Below are 17,883 nucleotides of genomic sequence, written 5' to 3' on the forward strand. Positions count from 1 at the left end.
CGACAAACAGTAAATACACGGCCGAATCCGCCTGTCGACCGAGACGAGTGGTCGCCGGTAGCTGACCCCCGGAGCACAGAAGCCCCTATCAGCACTGAATATTGTCACTCTAACACTTCGACAGGAGTCGATGTATTCCGCGCCGGCAGCAATCCCGAACCCGGTGTGGTCGAACGCACAGAGTGGACACGGCTGCCGTTATGTGCGCGGCAACGGCTACAGGCGGCGACCAATACCCGTTTTAGACCCTTGTTCATCCTTTCTGAACGATGCAATTATCCGTCCCACAAGCCGGTTGATTGCAGTCTAAGCCTCGCTACGTCCCGTAACGCGGCCGAAAAAACGTTATAGACGATTGTCGAGAAAAGGTTTAGGTACTGTCGAACAATACGAGTAGGTGAATGAGTTCAGACCAGTATAACTGTCCAAACTGCGGGGCGGAACTGAGTTACCAGACGACGAAGCACAACGGCTGTTCGGACTGCGGTTTCGTTCCGCCGCATAGCGCTGAGTAAGGCGGTTTGGCCCGAGTTAGCGGCTGCGACGTTCTGTGGTAGATAGTTGTGGAATCCTACGATTAGCGTCACGTATTCGGGTCGACATCTATTTTTCTCGGCTCGCTGTATCCGTTGTCTGTGACGGACCGCACAGACCGGGGCGTTCTCGCGGGCGTATCTTCGCCGTTTTACTGGCGCAGGTCTTGCTGTATCCGGGTGTCGACAGGCTCGTCCGGTCGCTGGGTGCGACGACGGACCTGAACGCGAGCATGTGGTTCCTGGCCGCTGAGTTCGGGGCTTTCGTCGTCTTCGCTGGCGTATGGGGCGTGCTCAGCGACGCCACCGGACGGCGCACGCCGTTCATCATCGGCGGGGCGGGCGCCGGCGCAGTGCTGTACGCCCTCATCGCGTGGCTCCCCGGCGCTGTCTCGCTCCCGTTTGCCGGCGTGCTGGTCCTGCGAGCGCTTCAGGGCGGAGCCACCATCGCGGCGTTCTCGCTGGCGATGACGATGCTGATGGATCTCGGCGGCGGCCACGGCAAGAACATGGGGGCGGCAGGCATCGCTATCGGCAGTGGAACGGCGCTCGGTGCGCCACTGGGCGGCCAACTGTACGAAATCCAGACCACGCTCCCGCTGTACGTGGCGAGCGCGTTGTCGCTCGTCGTCGCAGTGGCCGCCCTGCTCGTGACCGACCGCGCACCGTCGGACGGGCGGTCGGGCCTGGCTGCGACCGTGTCCGGGCTCAAACAGCGACCGACCCTCGGCGTGCCGTACGCCTTCGGGTTCATCGACCGGCTCACCGCGGGATTTTTCGCGCTTGTCGGAACCCTGTACTTCAGGGAGACGTTCCAACTGGGACCCGGCGAAACCGGCGTCATGCTGGCGCTGTTTTTCGCGCCGTTCGCCCTCCTGCAGTACCCCTTCGGCGTGCTCTCGGACCGCATCGGTCGAACCGCACCCATCGTCGCCGGATCGGTACTGTACGGGCTCACCGTTATCGGCGTCGGGCAAGCGCCGACGGTGACCATCGCCGGTGCGGGGATGGTACTGACCGGTGTCATCGGCGCACTGATGGCTCCGGCGACAATGGCGCTCGTTTCGGACCTCGCCGGCGAGACGGAGCGCGGGACCGCTATGGCCGGGTTCAACATCTTCGGTAGCGTCGGCTTCCTCGCCGGCATCCTCATCGGCGGTACCGTCGCGGGAGCCTTCGGCTACGCAGTCGCGTTCTTTGTCGCCGGCGGGACAGAAGTCGTCCTCGCGGTGCTGGCGCTCCCTGGATTGCTCCGGCTGGAGAAGCCGGCCGAGGACGCCGTCGGGGGCTGACTACGACGCCTCGCGGACCTCGTCCAGTGCGTCCGGGTTCTCGATGCTGGACATGTCGCCCAGGTCCTCGCCGCGGTAGACGCCGGCGATTGCCCGGCGGATTATTTTCCCGCTCTGGGTCTTGGGGAACTCATCGACGAACAGTACTTCTCGGGGCCGGAACGGCTTGCCGAGTTCCTCGCCGACGGCGGCGCGGATGTCGTCCCGGAGGTCGTCGTCGGGTTCGTAGCCGGGTTCCAGCACGGCGTAGAGGACGACGGCAGTGCCGGTGGTGTCGTCCGGCGCACCGACGGCGGCGGCCTGATTGACGGCGTCGTGTTCCATCGCCGCACCCTCGACCTCCGCCGGTCCGACCTTCCGCCCGGCGACGTTGAGCACGTCGTCGGCCCGGCCGTGGAGGAACCAGAGACCGTCCTCGTCTTTCTGCGCCCAGTCGCCGTGGTCCCAGACGTCGTCCCAGGTCGACCAGTACTCATGCAGGTAGCGGTCGTCGCCCGACCAGAGCGACCGGGTCATCGACGGGCAAGAGTCCCTGGCGACCAGATAGCCGCGCTCGTGGGTGTCGGCTATCGATTCGCCATCGGAATCAACGATGTCGATGTCCATCCCCAGTCCCGGACCGCCGAGTGTGCAGGGTTTGAGCGATTGAATCGGCATCGGCATGAGAAAGCAGCCCATGATCTCGGTCCCGCCGGAGATATTGATGATTGGGCAGTCCTCGTTGCCGACGTGCTCGTAGAACCACTGCCAGCTCTCGGGGTCCCAGGGTTCGCCGGTCGAGCCCAGCAACCGGAGGCTGGAGAGGTCGTGGCCCTCCAGCCACTCGTCCCCTTTCTTTCGGAGTGCCCGTATTGCGGTCGGCGAGACGCCGAACGTGGTGATGTCGTGGCGGTCGATCATCTCCCAGAAGCGGTCCGGTTCGGGGTGGTCCGGCGCACCCTCGTACATGAAGACGGTGCCGCCGAAGGCGTGGTTCCCGAGCAGCGTCCAGGGCCCCATCATCCAGCCGATGTCGCTCACCCAGAAGAAACGGTCGCTTGGCTTGTGGTCGAAGCCGAAGTAGATCTCCTTGGCCGCCTGCATGAGTGCGCCGGCGTGCGTGTGGACGATGCCCTTCGGTTTCCCGGTCGTCCCGGAGGAGTACAGCAGCATCGACTCCTGGTTGCTCGGGAGTTCCTTCGCCGCGTACTCGTCGTCGGCGGTCTCTATCGCTTCGTCCCACCACTCGTCGCGGCGGGTCCAGCGAATCGTCTCGTCGGGGTCGTCGGCGACGCCGAGGCGGTCGTAGACGACGGTGTGTTCGACCGGCGTCGTTCCCAATTCCTCGCCGGCCTGCTTGATTGCCTCGTCAGCGCTCCCCTTGAGGTGGACCCCGGAGCCCCGGCGATAGAAGCCGTCACCAGTGAACAGGACGGAGCACTCGGCATCGGCGATGCGGGTCGCCGTCGCGTCGACGCCGAACCCGGAGAAGATCGGCACGGCGATCGCGCCGACCTTGAGACAGCCGTACAGTATCGACGCCACCTCGGGGACCATCGGCATGTACAGGCCGACAGTGTCGCCGGTGCCGACGCCGACGGATTCCAGGTAGTTCGCCACCTTGCTGGCCTGCCGGTTCAGTTCGTGGTACGTGACCTCCCGAACGTCGCCGGGTTCACCCTCCCAGATGAGCGCGACTGTGTTTCGAGTCGGGCTGTCCCGCGCAGCGTGGCGGTCTAGAACGTTGTGGGCGGCGTTGATGGTCCCGCCGGGGTACCAGTCGGTGAACTGTGGTCCCTCACTATCGTCTCGGACTTCGTCGTACGCGTCGAAGAACTCGATGTCGAGGTACTCCGGGAGCAGGTCCCAGAACCACTCGACGCCGGATTCTGGTTCCTCTGGCAGGTCCGTGGTCGTTCGCTCGATGAGTTCGTCGTAGTTGTCGATGTCGTATTCCTGCATGAACTCCCAGACGTTCGTCGACTCGACGAACGCGTGGCTCGGTTCGTGGACGATGGAGTCTACGTGGTCTTGTTCACTCATAGCGTCAGTATTCCGTAGTGTTTGGCCGTCTGGTATAAACTCGTACCGCCGCTGCCCCGTGCGTCCGTTGGTCGGTCGGGGTAGCCCGACTCCGCGTCGCTTGTGTGTGGCGCAGGGACAGTGCATGTCCACACACCACTGTCTCACTCGTAGGTCGTTGTCATGCCGCCGTCGAACAGCAGGTCCCCGCCGTTGAGATGGTCGGCGTGTGTCGAGAGCCCGAACACGAAGAGGTTCGCCACGTCAATGGGGTCCATCATCTCTTTGACCCGCGCCTGGCCCAGCATCACGTCGTCGATGACCTCGTCGACGCTGATGCCACGTTGCTCGGCGGTGTCGGGAATCTGGTCGACCACCAGCGGCGTCTTGACGTAGCCGGTACTGATAGAGAACCCACGGAGCCCGTCACCGCCTTCCGCGGCGATAGACTGTGTCAGTCCCCGCAGGCCGAACTTCGAGACGTTGTAGGCCACCTTATCCGAGGTAACGTAATGGCCGTGGACCGATGCCATGTTCCCGATGGCACCTACGCCGTCGTCGGTCCCGCGGATGTGAGGGATGACGCGCTTCGACAGCGCGAGCGGCGCGCGAAGCATTACGTCGTGCATCTGGTCGTACGTCTCCATCGGGAAGTCCTCGATGGCGTCGATGTGCTGGAGGCCGGCGATGTTCGCGAGATACCGTATGGTGCCGTGGGAGGCCGCGGTCTCGACGATGGACTCGATATCCGCGTCGTTCGCGAGGTCGCCGGCCACGGTCTCGACGGCCCCATCAAGGTCGAGGTCCGCCGCGGTCGCCGCGACTTCGGCGAGGCCATCCTCGTCGATATCGGTGGCGACGGCGGTCACCCCGTTGGCGGCCATCGCCAGCGCCGTCGCCCGACCGATACCCGAGCCGCCGCCGGTCACCAGACAGACGGTGTCTTCGGTGTAGTGATGGTCGTCGACGAACAGGATCGAGGACTCGTCGATGGATTCGACTTCGAGCCGTTCGTGAGAGGTGCTGGATGCCATTCAGTCACACGTTCTCTAGACATGTCCGAATAGGGGCGGGTTGACATGTATACCCGACTGACCGTGTGGTGCTGTCACAGCCCGGCGCGAGAACGCTGCTCCGCTGTCTCACCGACGACGTGGTTTACGTGTAAACCTCCCGTTATTCGGGGGTTACGTCGGAAGAATCAGTCATCCCTGTGAGCGTGGCACACACCGCGTGACCAGACATCCCGGACTCATCCGGGGCGTATTGGGACACACCTATGGAACAAACGACAACGGACCATGACACTGGTGGCATCGGCAGGCGACAACTGCTCTCCGCCGTCGGCGGCTCGGCCGTCGCCGCAGCACTCGCTGGCTGCTCGACGCTGCTGAGCGACGGTGAAACAGCGGACCAGGGCGGGCAGTCCGGTGGCGATATCTCCGACGACCCGATACAGGCCGGGTTGTTGACGTTCACGCGTGGCGCACCGGGCGTACTCGGTATCCAGGCCCAGCGCGGGGCCGAACTCGCCGTCCAGCGCATCAACGAAGCGGGCGGTGTCGGTGGACAACGCGAAATCGAACTGGACGTCGTCAACGAGGGGTCGAACCCGCTCGACAGCTACAACCAGTTCATCGAGGAGGGAAAAGAGGTCACGTTCGGCCCGATTTCCAGCGGCACGCACAGCCAGATCGCCCCCGAAGTCGAGAAAAACGAGATCATCAACGTCAGCACCGACGGGACGGTGACGACGCTCTACGAGGAGACCGTCCCTGACCCGACCTACTCCTTCCGTTTCCAGAACTACGACATCATGGAGGTGGTGACGATGGCCCGCGAGGCCGTCGAGCGCATCGGTGCGGACAACATCTCGACCGTCGCCGGGGTCAACCCCGGCTACTCCTTCGGCGAGGACGAGATGCGGGTGTTCACGCAGGCAATCCAGAAACTCACGGACGCCGAAATCGTCTACGAGGGGTTCCCGGAACTCGGAGCCAGCGACATGTCGAACCACATCACCTCGATCAACAACGAGGAGCCGGACGTGACCTTCTCCAGCCTGTGGGGCGGCGACGTGACGACATTCGTGCGACAAGCGAACGCCAACGACATGTTCGAGAACACGACGGTGTTCGGCACGACGCTGTACAGCGCGGCCGGCGACGTACCGGGCGACGCGCTGGCCGGGGCGGATATCTACTCCGGGTCGCGCAACTACTACTGGGGGAAGCCGGCGCTGGGCAACTGGCAGCCCGGCCGGGAGCTGTTCGACGCCGCGACACAGCAAGAGGGCGTGACGGTCCCGACGGCTCACTACATGAGCGGCTACGGCGCGGTCACCGCGTGGGCGACGGCCGTCGAGAAGGCTATCGACCTGCTTGGGACCTACCCCAGCCAGGAGCAGATCGCACAGGTTCTGGAGGGCCACGGCTTCTTTACGCCGGCCGGCTACCACAACATCGCCGAGGACCATCAGGGCGCGTCGAACTCCTTCGCCGGCCAGATGGTGTATGATGACGACCTCGGGGCGGCCAGGCTCAACGACGTGAACACCTACGCGGCGACCGAGACCGCGCCGCCGCCGGGCGTCACCGGCAGCGACTGGCTGGACAGCTGGAGCGCCTGATACCGAGCCATGGCCGTAACACCCACAGCCGCGCTCGTCCAGACGCTCAACGGCATCCAGTTCGGGTTCATTCTGTTCATGATAGCCTCGGGCCTGACCGTCATCCTGGGCATCCTGGACGTCCTGAACCTGGCCCACGGAGAGTTGTTCTCCATCGGCGCGTACACCGCCATCGGTGTGTTCGGGTTTATTATCGGTGTCGTCGGCCCACCGGGTGGCGACGTCGTCGGTACCGCCGTGTTCGTTCTCGCGGTTCTCGCAGCCGTTCTGGTGACAGCAGCCATCCTCCTCCCCGTCGGGACCCTCTTCGAGGCGGTGTTCCTCCGGCAGATCTACGACCGCGACCAGGTGTACCAGCTGGTGCTGACCTTCGCCCTCTTGCTCATCCTCCTCGACGTGAAGAAGTTCATCTGGGGGGACAGTTCGATACGGACCGACGCCGTGTACAGCGCCATCAACACGATTCCGACGAGCGAACTTGTCGGGCTGAACTACCCGACTTACAACGTGTTCGTCATCCTCGTCGGCTCGGTCGTCGTCGTGGGCCTGTTCTGGTTCTTCGAGCGCACAAAGACGGGGCGCATCATCCGCGCGACGGCCATCGACCGCGAGATGGCCACCGCCATCGGCGTCAGCACCGACCGCGTGTTCACGCTGGTGTTCGCGCTCGGAGCCTTCCTCGCCGGTTTCGCCGGTGCAATGGCGGTCCCGCCCACGTCGGCAACGCTCGAAATGGGCACCAACCCGCTGGTGCTTTCCTTCGTCGTCATCGTCATCGGCGGCCTCGGCAGCCTCCGGGGGGCGTTCGTCGGCGCGCTCCTGGTCGGTGTCATCCGGAGCTGGATGATTACGCTGTACCCGCCGGGCGAGATCGCCGCCCCGTTCGCTATCATGGCGCTAATCCTGCTAGTCAAGCCCGAAGGGCTGTTCGGGACGTGGGGTGAGACGGCGTGATGCCGGAGCGCGTCGACCGCGACGGGACGCCGGCGTACCGCTTCCTCGGGGTCGAAGTGACTCGGCGGGAGGCGGCCTTCCTCGCCCTCGGGGTGGTGTTCCTGTTCATCATTCCCGACGTCGCGAGCCTCTCGGACAGCCTCCAGCTCAGCGTCATCCACCAGGGCCTGCTGTTTGGCTTCGCGGCGGTCGGGCTGAACCTCCTGCTTCGCCACACGAAGCTCACGTCGTTCGGCCACGCGGCCTTCTTCGGCACCGGCGCGTACGCGACCGCAGTGCTGGCCCGCTACGCCGGCGTCCAGAGCGTCGGCCTGCTGTTGCTCGGGGCCATCGCCGCCGCGACGGTGATGGCAGCCATCATCGGAGTGCTATCCCTGCGACACACCGGGCTGTACTTCGCCCTCCTGACGCTGGCCTTTGGCCAGCTCCTGTACGCCATCGCGCTCGGCCAGAGCGCGCTCGGCGGGAGCGACGGGCTCCCGATCCGGCCGGGGCCGGCGAACCAGCCGCTCCTGTTCGGGACCGCGTTTAGCCCCGACGTGTACCAGATCTTGACGTATTACCTGACAGTGGTCGTCATCCTCATCGGCCTGTTCGTGATGTACCGCATCACGCAGTCGCCGTTCCGAAACGCCCTCGACGCCATCGGGCAGGAACGGACCCGGGCGCGGTTCATCGGCCTGCCGGTCCGCCGCTACGTCTGGGCCGCGTTCGTCATCTCGGGCATCTACGGCGGCGTCGCGGGCGGCTGTACGCCGTCGTCCGCCAGTACGTCCGTCCGGAGGGGACGCTGTTTTTCCTCCGGTCCGGTGACATCCTGTTCATGGCGATTCTGGGTGGGTTCCGGACACTCGTCGGGCCGCTCATCGGCGGTGTCGTCCTCGTCTTCCTGCAGGACGTTGGGCAGGACGTGACCCAGTACTACGATTTCCTGACGGGCGTAGTGCTCCTGATCCTGGTGTACGGCTTCCCGCGGGGAATCGTCGGCTCGCTCCGGTCCGGCGGCATCGTCAACACGCGGCTCAATGAACTGCGTCGAGAACCCTCCGTCCTGTCATCGTGGGGCCGGACCGCCGTGCAATCGATAGAGCAGAAGGTGGCCGAGTCGCTGACCAGCCTGCGGATAATCCTCTTCGGAGTCGACTGATATGCTCGAAGCACGCAATCTGCGGAAGTCCTTCGGTGAACTGGTCGCGACTGACGACATCACGCTCGAGTTCGGGAAAGAGGACGGCGAACTCGTCTTCATCGTCGGCCCGAACGGGGCCGGGAAGACGACGTTCATCAACCTGCTGACCGGCTTTCTCTCGCCGGACGAGGGCTCCATCGTCCTCGACGGCGACGACATCACCGGCATGTCGGCAAACGGGCGCGTCGACGCCGGCATCGCCCGGAGCTTCCAGGTCGTCAAGGTGTTCGAGGAGATGACGGTCCGTGAGAACCTCCGGACGGTGGTGCTGACCGAACAGGGCAAGACCTGGAGCCTGTTCTCTATGGCCGACGGTCACGAGGAGGTCGAGGCACAGGTCGAGGAACTGCTGGCGAAGTTCCGGCTCGAAGACGCCGCCGACACCGTCGCCGAGGAACTGCCCCACGGCGACCGGAAACTGCTCGACGTGGCGATGTCTTTCGGCCTCGACCCGGACTACCTCCTACTCGACGAGCCGACTTCCGGCGTCTCGACCCGCGAGAAGGAGTACGTCATCGAGACCATCGTCGAGGTCGGCCGCGCCGAAGGCGTCACGACGGTCACCATCGAGCACGACATGGACATCGTTACGGAGTACGCCGACCGCGTCGTCGCCCTCCATCAGGGGACCGTCCACGGGGTCGGTCCGCCGACGATGCTCGAAACGGACGACGAACTCCGACGGCTCCTCCTGGGGGTGGGTGACGATGAGTAGCGACGCCCTGCTTTCCGTCCGCGGTCTCAACGCCGCCGTCGAGGGGTTTCAGGTGACCGAGGACGTCGACCTCGACGTAAACGCCGGCGAGGCGGTCGGCCTCGTCGGCCGGAACGGGGCCGGCAAGACGAGTACCTTCCGGGGCATCATGGGCCTGACGCCGGTCTGGAGCGGCTCGGTCCGGTTCCGCGGTGAGGAGCTGACCGACATCCGCTCGGAGCTGATTCCCAAGCGGGGCATCGGCTACCAGCCCGAGGACCGGAAGCTGTTCACCGGGATGACTGTCGACGAAAACTTCCGGCTCCCCATCTGGACCAGTGGGAAGGCCCGCGGTATCGACGACGAGGACGCGGTCATCGAGAGCGTCTACGACGTGCTGACCGAACTCGACGACCGCCGGGACGCGAAGGTCCAGAACCTCAGTGGCGGCCAGGCAAAGATGGTCGCTATTGGCCGGGCGCTAGCGCTTCAGCCCGACCTGCTCATCCTCGACGAACCGCTAGAGGGGCTAGCCCCGGTCGTCGTCGAGAGCCTCAAACGCTACATCCGGGAGATTAACGACCGCGACATCGCGGTGCTCATCGCGGAGTCCAACGTCACGCACGTCCCCGATGTCGTCGACCGCCTGTACGTCATCGAACGGGGCGACATCGTCGCCAGCGGCGACCCGGAGGAGTTGGCGGCCGACGAAGACATCCAGAAATTGATGCAGGGGAGCGGTACGGAGTAGCGGAAAACCGGAGCGCCGGATCGGTGGCCTACTCGGTCACGTCGTTCATCGCCGTCGTGACGCGGTCGAGGATTTTCCGCTGGCTGCGGCGCAGATTCTTCGAAATAGCCATCTTAGAGACATCGAACTCCTCGGCGAGCGACGACAGGGTGGCGTCCCGCGGCGTGTCGAAGTAGCCGCCCTCGACGGCTTTCTCCAGCGTGTCCCGCTCCACATCCGACAGCTCCCGGCAGCCATCGACCAGCCGCTTTGCCGAGTCGATGTTCTGCAGCAGGTCGTAGTAGTCTTCGAGGTCGACCGATTCGCGGGACCGGATGGTGTAGTCGTTGTCCCGCTCCAGTTCAGACAGGGTGCCCTCCGCGACGCGTTCGGTATCGAAGCCGACGTGCCAGATTTCCGACCCGTTCCGGATGCGGAACGGCCCGGTAATGTAGCCGCTGTGGTCGCGGATGACGCTCATCGCGTTCGTCTCGTCGATTCGTGAGCGGATGAGCGCCAGGTCGCCTTTCCGGCGGAGGAGCTGATAGGACTCCATGTGGTCGTGTGCTTCGAGCGCGTTCAGCCCGCGATCCAGTTCCTCCCGGTCTGCGCCGTTGACCATGATCCGCGTCTCCAACTCCCGCTCGACAGGGTGGAAATCCCACTGCTTGGCCAGAAACGACACTTCGTAGTCCCGTGTTGTGTCGATATACGGACAGTCGTACTGGACCATGTCCATCTCGAGCGAGATCATGGGTAATCAATCATGTTGAACTCTCTTAGTGATTGCCTATCCGCCACGTAACCCGACCGTGCCAGTCACGCCGCAAACCCTTTTGACTGCGGCAGTTAACTTTCGAGTATGTACGTCCGGGATGCGAAAAACCGAGAGGAAGTCTGGTTGCTCGACCGTATCGAGGAGATGGGGCTGGACGAGACGGCTTTCAGATCCCGGGACTACGTCGTCGCTATCGACGAGGAGAGCCACGAAAAGGCGGGCTTCGGTCGTATCCGTATCCACAAGGGCGACGAGGAGTCCGTCTGTGAACTGACCAGTATCGGCGTGCTGCCGGAGTGGCGCAACCAGGGGGTCGGCGCACACGTCATCGAGCGCCTGGTCGAGTACGCCGGCGACGAGGGGTTCGACACAGTCTACTCGCTGACGAACGCCTCGGAGTATCTCTCGCAGTTCGGCTTCGAGCGCATCGAACCGGCGCAACTCCCCGACCGGCTCCGGGACCGGCTCGCGACCAAACAGGAGAACATCCAGCCCGACGCGGTGCCGCTCCGGGTGGCCATCGACCGCTTCGAAGTACCGGGGCACCTCCGCAAACGGTTCAAGCAGGCCAGTGCCGGCGAGTCCGAGGAACCCGAGCCGGAGGAGGGACCCGAGGACTTCGGCATCGATCCCGACGAAGCGACCTACAAGTACGACACGGGCGACTGATTATCCGACGACGGACGGATTATCTGACGTCGACGACTTCGATATCGAACACGAGCGTCTTGCCGGACAGTTCGTGGTTGAAATCCACCTCGACAGCGTCGTCTCGGACCGCAGTCACGTCCCCGTGGAGGCCGTTCTCGGCCTCGACGTGGAGCCCGACCTCCGGCTCTTTTCCGACCATACCCTCGAACGTCTCGGGGTCGTACTCGCGGACGCGGTCGGCCTGGAACTCCCCGTAGCTTTCGCCGGAGGCACCGTGACAGTGGCCTCCTCACCCGCAGTCATTCCGACGATGGCCTCGTCGATCCCTTCGATGATATCCCCTGCACCGACGGTGAAGGAAAGCGGTGCGTACTCGCTCGCCTCGACGCCCTGTGCCTCGATGAGTCCGTGCTCTCTGGCGACTTCGGGACGTGACGTATCGAAGACGCTTCCGTCCTCGAAGCGGCCGACGTACTCGATGGTGACGCCGTCTCCCGGTTCGATTGGCATACGTCCTCGATAGATACCGACGATATAAACCCACCTCGGAACAGCGCGCTGCCGTATCGTGACGGGATGCATTACAAACCGTGAAGGATTTAAGAACCCTTAAGCCTCCGCCGTCCGACAATCCGTCCATGTTTGACCCCGACGAGCTGGAAGAGATACGGGAGTCGAAGGCTCAGTGGGAGGAAGACGACGTCCAGCCCACCGTCGACCGCTTTGGCGAACGCAAGGAGACGTTCACCACGGACACCGAGGGACACGAAGTAGACCGTCTGTACACCCCTGAAGACATCTCCGATCTCGACTACGAAGAGGATCTGGGCTTCCCCGGCCAGGAACCGTACACCCGCGGCGTGTATCCGACCGGCTATCGAGGCCGACTCTGGACGATGCGCCAGTACGCCGGGATGGGAACTGCGACGGAGACCAACGAGCGGTTCAACTACCTACTCGACCAGGGCCAGACTGGGCTCTCGATGGCGTTCGACCTCCCGACGCAGATGGGTTACGACTCCGACCACGCGATGGCTGCCGGCGAAGTCGGCAAAACCGGCGTCGCCATCGACTCGCTGGACGACATGGAGACCGTGTTCGACGGCATCCCGTTGGACGAGGTGTCGACCAGCATGACCATCAACGCCCCCGCGTCGGTGCTGCTGGCGATGTACATCGCCGTCGGCGACAAGCAGGGCGTCGACCGCGAGGAACTCCGCGGGACCATCCAGAACGACGTTCTCAAGGAGTACATCGCCCGGAACACGTTCATCTACCCGCCGGAGCCGTCGATGCGGCTCATCACCGACATCTTCGAGTTCTGCGCCGCCGAGACGCCGAAGTTCAACACCATCTCCATCTCGGGGTATCACATCCGCGAGGCCGGCTCGACGGCTGCTCAGGAAATCGCGTTCACGCTGGGGGACGGCATCGAGTACGTCGAGGCAGCCATCGAGGCCGGCCTCGATGTCGACGAGTTCGCCCCGCAACTGTCGTTCTTTTTCGCCTCCTACAACAACATCTTCGAGGAGGTGGCGAAGTTCCGGGCCGCGCGTCGCCTCTGGGCGAAAATCATGGACGAGCGCTTCGACGCCCAGAACCCCAAGTCCAAGCAACTGAAGTTCCACACTCAGACCGCCGGCTCGACGCTGACCGCCCAGCAGATCGAGAACAACGTCGTCCGCGTGTCCTACCAGGCACTCGCGGCGGTCCTCGGCGGGACCCAGAGCCTCCACACCAACGGCAAGGACGAGGCCATCGGCCTGCGACCGAGCAGTCTGTCAGGACTGCGCTGCGGACCCAGCAAATACTCGCCCACGAATCCGGCGCGGCCGACACAATCGACCCGTTAGCCGGCAGCTACTACGTCGAGTCGCTGACCGACGAACTCGAAGCCGAGGCCCGCGACCTCATCGAGGAGGTCGACGACCGCGGCGGGATGCGCCGCTCCATCGAGGAGCAGTGGGTCCAGCGCCAGATCCAGGACGTGGCCTTCGAGCGCCAGCGCGAACAGGAGGCCGGCGAGCGCATCATCGTCGGCGTCAACGAGTATCAGGTCGAAGAAGAGGGCGAACAGGACATCGAGGAAGTCGACGAGGCCGTCGAACAGGCCCAGCAAGACAACGTGGCCACCGTCCGGGAGGAGCGCGACGAGGAGGCCGTCGAGGCGAAACTCGACGCGCTCCGGGGGGCCGCCGAGGGCGACGAGAACGTCATGCCCTACATCATCGACGCCGTGAAGGTGTACGCCACGACCGGCGAGGTGTGTGACGTGCTCCGGGACGTGTTCGGCGAGTACCAGCCCGGTTCGTCGATGTAAGGTCGGTCGAAACGCGGGACCGTCCTGTTTTCGAGCCATCTGTGCTCCAGAATTATAAGCTACCCCGGTGTACGGCCGTCCATGCGATTCGACCACGCCGGTATCGCAACTGACGACGCCGCTCCGCTCGTGGAACTGTTCGCCGAGGCTTTCGAAACACCGGTCGTCCACGAGGAGACGTTCGACGGCCTGCAGGTGACGTTTCTGGAGATGGGCAACGGGTACTTCGAACTGTTGGAACCGCTGCCGGACGCCGACGGCGCGATTCCCAGATATCTCGACAGCAACGGCCCGGGTATCCATCACGTCGCCCTGGAGACAGACGACATCGCTGCCGCGCTAGAGACAGTCAGTGACTGCGGCATCGACCTCATAGACGAGAAGCCGCGGCCCGGCGCGTGGGGACACGACGTGGCCTTTCTCCATCCGAAGACGACCGGCGGGGTGCTCGTGGAGTTAGTCGAACACTAATCGGCTTCTCGTCCCGGGCCCGGATTCACTCGTCGTCGAGCAACGCTGCAAACCGTTCTTCGGCACCGGGCGTGAGCCGCTCGGGCGGCTCCGCGAACCACGCCGCTCCAACGAGTTCCGACTCGTCCACATCGAGGCTTCCCTTCTTGTACTCCGCTTCGAGGTAGATGTCTAGCGTGTGTACCGATCCCTGTGCGTCGGTATCCGGATAGTACTTCGAGTGAACGACCTCTGCGACGCCGGTGACCGTACAGCGGATGCCGGTCTGTTCGTTGACGCGGCGGACGGCGGTCCCCTGTACCGATTCGTATTCGTCGCCTTTGCCGCCGCCCGGCAGCGCCCACATATCAGCGCCGCGGCCCAGCACCAGCAGAACGCGGTTGCGGGTGTCGCCGGCCGCCTGATCGGGTATCTGGTCGCTTAGCTCCGGGAACTCGGAGCCGTCCCGAGTGACGAACACGACGCTGTTTCCGGAGTAGCCGGTCCCGCGTGTCGCAGCGAACACGTCAGCGTATTCGTCGGGCGACAGCTCGAAGGCCTCCTCGGTGACCGGAACCTCGTCGTAGGCCGCTTCCAGGCTCGCAATGCGCTTGTCGACGTTCGTCTGGTTGATTTTCTCTGTGAGGTTCGCATCGCCGGCCTCCGCGTCGGCCGGGGTGTCGTCGCCAGTCATACGAGGTGATACTGCGGGCCACCGATAAGTGCCGCGGTCCAGCCGATGAAAAAGAACTTGTATTCTGGTTGTCTGCTTCCGGACATGAAAGCGATTGTCCTCGCAGGCGGGTACGCCACCCGGCTCTGGCCTGTCACCAAGAACCGGCCCAAAATGCTGCTTCCAGTCGGTGAGACGACTGTCATCGACCGGATTCTGGGCGAACTGGAGAAGGACGATCGCATCTCGGACGTGTTCGTCAGTACGAATCAGCGCTTTGCCGACGACTTCCGGGACCACATCGCCGCGAGTAGTTTCGAGAAGCCGTCCCTGACCGTCGAGGAAACCGCCGAAGAGGACGAGAAGTTCGGCGTCGTCGGCGCGCTCGCCCAACTGGTCGACCGGGAGGGGCTCGGCGACGAGGACCTGCTGGTCATCGCCGGCGACAACCTCATCAGCTTCGACATCGCCGATTTCGTCGATTACTTCGAGCAGTACGGCGATCCCACGCTCGCCGCCTACGATGTCGGCTCGCGGGAGAAGGCGAGTTCCTACGGCCTCATCGAACTGGACGGCGAGGAAGTCACGGACTTTCAAGAGAAGCCCGACGACCCCAACAGCACGCTCGTCTCGATTGCCTGCTACGCGTTCCCGGCCGATGCGATTCGCTTCAACGAGTATCTCGAAGATGGAAACAACCCCGACGAACCCGGCTGGTTCATCCAGTGGCTCGTCGACGACGGTCCGGTCCGGGCGTTCACCTTCGACGACGCCTGGTACGACATCGGGACGCCCGAAAGCTATCTGGAGGCCGTCGCGTGGGAACTCGACGGCGACAACGTCGTCGCAGAGGACGCCACCATCGAGAACACCACGCTCGGCGAGAACGTCCACGTCCTCTCGGGGGCAGAAATCGTCAACTCCAGCCTCGACGGCACCATCGTGTTCCCGGACACGACCATCCTCGATTCGGACATCCGCGAGTCGATTATCGACCGGGATACGCAGGTCGAGAGTCTGGACCTCGCCGGAGCGCTCATCGGCGCACACACACAGTTGACGAACGGCGACTGACTCCGCCTAGCCGTCTTGATTCTCCCGATTACGCCAGCCACGCGTCTTCGATCTGTAGCGTCCCGCGACTGCCGTCCCACTCCGTCTCGTACTCCAGTTCGATCCGGCGGTCCATGTGTGGCCCGTCGGTGACGAGCGTCTCGAACTCGCCGCCTTCGCCGAGAATATGGACGCCGTACTCGTCGTTGAGCGCCTCCAGTTCGTCGAGCGCGTCGGCATCGAGCGTGCGACCCAGCCAGGACTCATCGAGCCCGTAGGCGGCCACGCGGATGATCCGTATCTCGAAGCCGGCGTCGAGCATCGCGTCGGCGAGGTCGCGTGGGTTCTCTTGCCACAGCGGCGCGAACACGTTGGCTTCGAGGCGGTCGGCCATCGATTCGATGCGGGTCGTCTGGTACTCGCTCTCGACTGCGCCAGCGGTGACGCCGGTGATGCCGCCGTCCAGTTCGGCGTCGAGTTCGCGTAGCGCGGCCTCCAGCGGTTCGAGTTCGGCGTCGCCCTGGTCGCCGGAGTCGAGCACGTCGTCGGCCTCGAAGTCATCGGGCTCGATTTCCACCAGTGGGATACCGATGCTCTCGGCGGCCAGGCGGGCCAGTCGAGTCGCCGGAACGTGGTACATGTAGGAGTCGCCCTCCGGGTGGACCGTCACCAGATGTTCGACAGGGTGGCCCCGTTCCAGTGCCCGGTACAACGCCCACGAGGAGTCTTTGCCGCCGGAGAACAGCGAAACCCACGCGCCGTCTGTCATAGCCGCCGGTAGCCGGCGGCGGCGTAAATCGCTGTCTATTCCACCAGTTCGTCCTCGATATCGGTGTGGCTGACGTAGGTCGCCACCCGGACGCCGACGATGCTGATGAGGATACCTGCGAGGATGAACAGCCCGAGGCGGGTCCCCGCCTCCAGTATGAACCCCTGGACCTGAACGATGCCGAGGTTCGTCTCCGGCACCTGAAACGGCTCGAACACGCCACCGCGTTCGAGGAAGTACGCAGAAAAGCCGCGAACGACCAGCCCGACCGCGACCGCACCGAAGGGGAGGTTCACGTACGCGCTCCGGACCCCTTCCTGCTGGATGAGTTCGTCCAGCAGGCGACCGAGCGAAGCGGCCAGCGCCGCGCCGGTCAGCCACGGGACGGACGCGAAGGCAAAGCGGTTCGCAAGCAGGAAGGGGCTGATATCGCCGACCGCCGAGACGCCCAGCACGCCGGCGAAGATGCCGACGAGCGAAAGGCCGGCGGCGACGACGTAGGTCACGAGCGACACCTGTCCCGAGTACAGGGCTTCCCGGGTCTGGCTGGGAAGTCGGGAGAGGTATGCGTCGATACCCAGTCCCTTGTAGATGAGGAACACGCCGATGGCGGCCGCGATAGCGCCGACGGCGATGGTCGGGCTGGTGACGACGAGCAACAGCGGGAACGCGAGCATGATGATCCCGACGGGGACCAGCACCGTCTTGCGCAGTTCCTCGTCGGCCAGGAACTGCTTGAGCAGGTAGTACGTGGATTCGATGTCGCGGGCCTGACGAACGACGACCCGGTCGACGGCGTCGACCTGGACGCGACTCTCGATGATGGGAACCAGCCGCTCGTCGTCGGCACTGTCGACGACGACGACCGCGGAGTCCGGGTCGTGCTCGGTGACCAGGCTGTCGATCTGGCTGGCGATCTCCCGGTCCGAGCCGACACTGTCGCTCCCGCCGCCGACGACGGCAAGCACCGGCGAGGACCCCTCGGCTTCGAGTTCGTCCGCGACCGCGAGCCCTTCCAGCAAACAGTTGACCCGGCTGTCTTCCGGGTCTACGACGCCCGTCTGCGTGATGAGTGACTCGACGGCGTCGCGGCCGACGACGGGACACGCCGCTGCGGCCGGACTGTCCCTGTCGATACACACCACCAGCGTAGTCACACTACGGCGA

General features: G+C 64.3%; 13 protein-coding genes and 4 pseudogenes. 10 read left to right on the plus strand and 7 right to left on the minus strand.

What is annotated here, in order from left to right:
• Nucleotides 1-635: 635 nt before the first annotated feature.
• Nucleotides 636-1,825, plus strand: a pseudogene (locus tag GJ630_RS01115) (MFS transporter).
• Here the strand turns inward: GJ630_RS01115 and GJ630_RS01120 are convergent.
• Nucleotides 1,826-3,847: an AMP-binding protein gene (locus GJ630_RS01120; protein ID WP_191449260.1), complete on the minus strand. Its 2,022-nt coding sequence runs from the start codon at nt 3,845-3,847 to the stop codon at nt 1,826-1,828.
• Between the two features lie 143 nt (nt 3,848-3,990).
• Nucleotides 3,991-4,860, minus strand: a complete 870-nt coding sequence (locus tag GJ630_RS01125) for an SDR family oxidoreductase (protein ID WP_129755077.1) — start codon at nt 4,858-4,860, stop codon at nt 3,991-3,993.
• A gap of 245 nt (nt 4,861-5,105) precedes the next feature.
• Between GJ630_RS01125 and GJ630_RS01130 the strand changes: the two genes are divergently transcribed.
• The 5 genes and pseudogenes from GJ630_RS01130 (at nt 5,106) to GJ630_RS01150 (ending at nt 10,043) form a co-directional block, all read left to right on the plus strand.
• Nucleotides 5,106-6,455 (plus strand): ABC transporter substrate-binding protein, encoded by a 1,350-nt coding sequence (locus GJ630_RS01130; RefSeq protein WP_146417313.1) that lies wholly within the window; start codon nt 5,106-5,108, stop codon nt 6,453-6,455.
• Nucleotides 6,456-6,464: 9 nt separating this feature from the next.
• Nucleotides 6,465-7,409: a branched-chain amino acid ABC transporter permease gene (locus GJ630_RS01135; protein ID WP_050037949.1), complete on the plus strand. Its 945-nt coding sequence runs from the start codon at nt 6,465-6,467 to the stop codon at nt 7,407-7,409.
• Nucleotides 7,409-8,556 (plus strand): annotated as a pseudogene (locus GJ630_RS01140) (branched-chain amino acid ABC transporter permease). The gene GJ630_RS01135 and the pseudogene GJ630_RS01140 overlap by 1 nt, the downstream one beginning before the upstream one ends.
• Nucleotide 8,557: 1 nt before the next feature.
• Nucleotides 8,558-9,313 (plus strand): ABC transporter ATP-binding protein, encoded by a 756-nt coding sequence (locus GJ630_RS01145; RefSeq protein WP_146417315.1) that lies wholly within the window; start codon nt 8,558-8,560, stop codon nt 9,311-9,313.
• Complete coding sequence (locus tag GJ630_RS01150) at nt 9,306-10,043, plus strand: ABC transporter ATP-binding protein (protein ID WP_014040171.1); 738 nt, start codon at nt 9,306-9,308, stop codon at nt 10,041-10,043. The genes GJ630_RS01145 and GJ630_RS01150 overlap by 8 nt, the downstream gene beginning before the upstream one ends.
• Before the next feature lie 28 nt (nt 10,044-10,071).
• Here the strand turns inward: GJ630_RS01150 and GJ630_RS01155 are convergent, their stop codons facing one another.
• On the minus strand, nt 10,072-10,776 hold the full coding sequence (locus GJ630_RS01155; protein ID WP_014040170.1) for a helix-turn-helix domain-containing protein: 705 nt from the start codon (nt 10,774-10,776) through the stop codon (nt 10,072-10,074).
• A gap of 108 nt (nt 10,777-10,884) precedes the next feature.
• Here GJ630_RS01155 and GJ630_RS01160 point away from each other — a divergent pair, with 108 nt between their 5' ends.
• A complete protein-coding gene (locus GJ630_RS01160; protein ID WP_014040169.1) occupies nt 10,885-11,469 on the plus strand; it encodes a GNAT family N-acetyltransferase in 585 nt (194 codons plus the stop codon).
• Between the two features lie 19 nt (nt 11,470-11,488).
• On the opposite strand, the pseudogene GJ630_RS01165 reads toward GJ630_RS01160, so the two are convergent.
• Nucleotides 11,489-11,961: pseudogene (locus GJ630_RS01165) on the minus strand (peptidylprolyl isomerase).
• Between the two features lie 128 nt (nt 11,962-12,089).
• Here GJ630_RS01165 and GJ630_RS01170 point away from each other — a divergent pair.
• Nucleotides 12,090-13,771: pseudogene (locus GJ630_RS01170) on the plus strand (methylmalonyl-CoA mutase).
• Between the two features lie 81 nt (nt 13,772-13,852).
• Nucleotides 13,853-14,242, plus strand: a complete 390-nt coding sequence (gene mce / locus GJ630_RS01175; RefSeq protein ID WP_014040166.1) for a methylmalonyl-CoA epimerase — start codon at nt 13,853-13,855, stop codon at nt 14,240-14,242.
• Between the two features lie 25 nt (nt 14,243-14,267).
• On the opposite strand, the gene GJ630_RS01180 is transcribed toward mce, so the two are convergent.
• On the minus strand, nt 14,268-14,915 hold the full coding sequence (locus GJ630_RS01180) for an NUDIX hydrolase (RefSeq protein ID WP_064287955.1): 648 nt from the start codon (nt 14,913-14,915) through the stop codon (nt 14,268-14,270).
• A gap of 84 nt (nt 14,916-14,999) precedes the next feature.
• Here GJ630_RS01180 and GJ630_RS01185 point away from each other — a divergent pair, with 84 nt between their 5' ends.
• Nucleotides 15,000-15,968 (plus strand): sugar phosphate nucleotidyltransferase, encoded by a 969-nt coding sequence (locus GJ630_RS01185; RefSeq protein ID WP_023843233.1) that lies wholly within the window; start codon nt 15,000-15,002, stop codon nt 15,966-15,968.
• A 28-nt stretch (nt 15,969-15,996) separates the two neighbouring features.
• On the opposite strand, the gene GJ630_RS01190 is transcribed toward GJ630_RS01185, so the two are convergent.
• A complete protein-coding gene (locus GJ630_RS01190) occupies nt 15,997-16,716 on the minus strand; it encodes a diphthine--ammonia ligase (protein ID WP_014040163.1) in 720 nt (239 codons plus the stop codon).
• A gap of 35 nt (nt 16,717-16,751) precedes the next feature.
• On the minus strand, nt 16,752-17,873 hold the full coding sequence (locus tag GJ630_RS01195) for a DUF373 family protein (protein ID WP_129755071.1): 1,122 nt from the start codon (nt 17,871-17,873) through the stop codon (nt 16,752-16,754).
• Between the last annotated feature and the right edge of the window lie 10 nt (nt 17,874-17,883).

Source organism: Haloarcula sp. CBA1122 (assembly GCF_009741785.1).
Lineage (GTDB): Archaea > Halobacteriota > Halobacteria > Halobacteriales > Haloarculaceae > Haloarcula > Haloarcula hispanica.